A 2,310-nucleotide genomic window follows, 5' to 3' on the forward strand; every position below is an offset into this window, starting at 1 on the left:
CCCCGCCCCCCCCCCCCCCCCCCCCCCCCGGGGGCCCCCCCCCCCCCGCCCTCGGGGGGCCCCCCCCCCCCCCGGGGGGGGGGGGGGGGGGCCCCCCCCCGCCCCCCGCGTCCGGCCGAGGCGACGGAAGAGGCTGGCGAGCGCATTGCCAAGCGGCTGGCCCGCGCCGGCCTTGCCTCGCGCCGCGATGCCGAGGAGCTGATCGCGGCCGGCCGCGTCAAGGTCAATGGAAGGGTGCTGTCCTCGCCCGCCTTCAATGTGATGCCCGGCGACATCATCCATCTCGACGGCATGGAGATCCCGCCGATCGAGCGCACCCGGCTGTTCCTGTTCCACAAGCCGGCCGGCGTCGTCACCACCAACCGTGATCCCGAGGGCCGCAAGACCGTCTTCGACGTGCTGCCGGCCGACCTGCCGCGGCTGATGACCATCGGCCGGCTCGACATCAACACCGAAGGCCTGCTGCTGCTCACCAATGATGGTGGGCTGGCGCGCGTGCTCGAACTGCCGGCGACCGGCTGGCTCAGGCGCTACCGCGTGCGCGTGCACGGCAAGGTCGAGGAAAGTGCGCTCGCCGGCTTGCGCGAAGGCATCGCCGTCGACGGCGTCTTCTACGGCGCGATTGAGGCGACGCTCGACCGCGAGCAAGGCACCAACGCCTGGCTGACGCTCGGCCTGCGCGAAGGCAAGAACCGCGAGGTCAGGAATATACTGGGCTCGCTTGGTCTCGACGTCACACGGCTGATCCGCATTTCCTACGGGCCGTTCCAACTCGACGACCTGCCCGAGGGCCATGTGCTGGAGATCAAGGGCCGTGTGCTGCGCGACCAGCTCGGCGAACGCCTGGTCGAAGAATCCGGCGCCAATTTCGACGCTGAGATCACCAAGCCGTTTTCCAACAGGCCGGTGCGGCGCGAAGCGGTGCGGGAAGAGGAACCGGAGCGGCCGAAATTCACCCGCGACGGCGAACGCCGTCCGATCGGCGAAGGCGGGCTGATCAAGAACCGCAAACGCCGCGAAGGCAGCCGCGACGAGGCGCTGGGCAAGCTGTCGACAAGTCCCGGCAGAAGCTTTGGGCCGGAAAAGAGCTTTGGTGAGCGTGGCCCCAAATCTGAACGCAGCGGCCCCGAACGCGGCGGCTTTGGCGATCGCGGCCCCAAATCTGAACGTAGCGGGCCGGGCGGCTTTGGCGGCAAACTGGGCGGCGGGAAAAAGTCCGAACGCGAGCAGCGCCCGATCGAGCCGCCGGGCCAGCGCAAGGCCAATGTCTGGATGGCGCCGGGCGCGCGGCCGATCGGCAGGGGCAGGGCGGACGCGGATGCCGCCAAGGCGGCCGAAGCCAAGGAACGCAAGGCTTCGTTCAAGCCGTCTTATGGCAAGCCCGCCAAGCCCGGAGGCGCAAAGCCGTTCGGCAAGCCGCGTGGCGAACGCCCAAATTCGGGCAGCAGTGATAGCGGCGGCAAAGGCGGCGACCGGCCGCGCAGTGGCCCTGGGGGATCAAGGGGAGGCAATGCGGATCGTCGGCGGTGAGTTTCGCGGGCGTCCGCTGGCGACGCCGCGCTCAAGCGCCATCCGCCCGACCACCGACCGCACCCGCGAGGCTGTCTTCAACGTGCTGGCGCATCGCTTTCCCGATAGGCTGGTCGGCGCGCGCGTGCTCGACCTGTTCGCCGGCACCGGCGCGCTCGGCCTCGAGGCGCTGTCACGCGGCGCATCTTATGGCATCTTCATCGAAGAATCAGCGGAAGGGCGCGGCCTGATCCGCGCCAATGTCGAGGCCTTCGGCCTCACCGGGCGTACCAAGATATTCCGTCGCGACGCGACGGCGCTGGGCGAGGCGGGCACGATGGCCGCGTTCGGCCTGGTGTTCGCCGATCCGCCCTATGGCAAGGGCCTGGGCGAGCGTGCCTTGCGTTCGGCCAAGGCCGGCGGCTGGCTCGCCCGCGGCGCGCTCTGCGTCGTCGAGGAGGCGGCAGTGGCGCCGTTCGAGGCAGGGCCGGGCTTTTCGGTTGTCGACGAGCGCAGCTATGGCGAGACGGTCATCCGGTTTATCGAGGTTGAGTGAGCGCGGCGGCGATTGGTGGCCGCCCACGGGTCTTGCCTTTGGCAAGCCCGAGGACAGGCTCCGCGGCCGGAGAGGGGGACGGTTGTGCGACCCTCCACCATTCGAGACGTTCAAGTCAGCTCCTCCTCGGTTTGTCGGCGCAGACCCCCTCTCCGTCTCGGCTGCGCCGAGCCACCTTGTATGGGGCTTTCGCTGTCAAGGGGCCTTTTCAAGGCGGCCATCCCTTTGTTCGACGGTTTGGCGGC

2 protein-coding genes are annotated in these 2,310 nt (G+C 69.8%); both read left to right on the forward strand.

Translation table 11 applies throughout. From position 1 onward, the window contains the following. Positions 1-1,530, forward strand: a 1,530-nt coding sequence (locus AC0L14_RS32370; RefSeq protein ID WP_473751916.1) for a pseudouridine synthase, incomplete at its 5' end; no start/stop codon positions are given. Further along, the gene (gene rsmD, locus AC0L14_RS32375; RefSeq protein WP_473751917.1) at positions 1,511-2,065 is read left to right on the forward strand and encodes a 16S rRNA (guanine(966)-N(2))-methyltransferase RsmD; all 555 of its coding nucleotides are present in this window, start codon (positions 1,511-1,513) and stop codon (positions 2,063-2,065) included. The genes AC0L14_RS32370 and rsmD, both read left to right, overlap by 20 nt. The last annotated feature ends 245 nt before the right edge of the window (positions 2,066-2,310 follow it).

Source organism: Mesorhizobium sp. WSM4841, assembly GCF_055811515.1.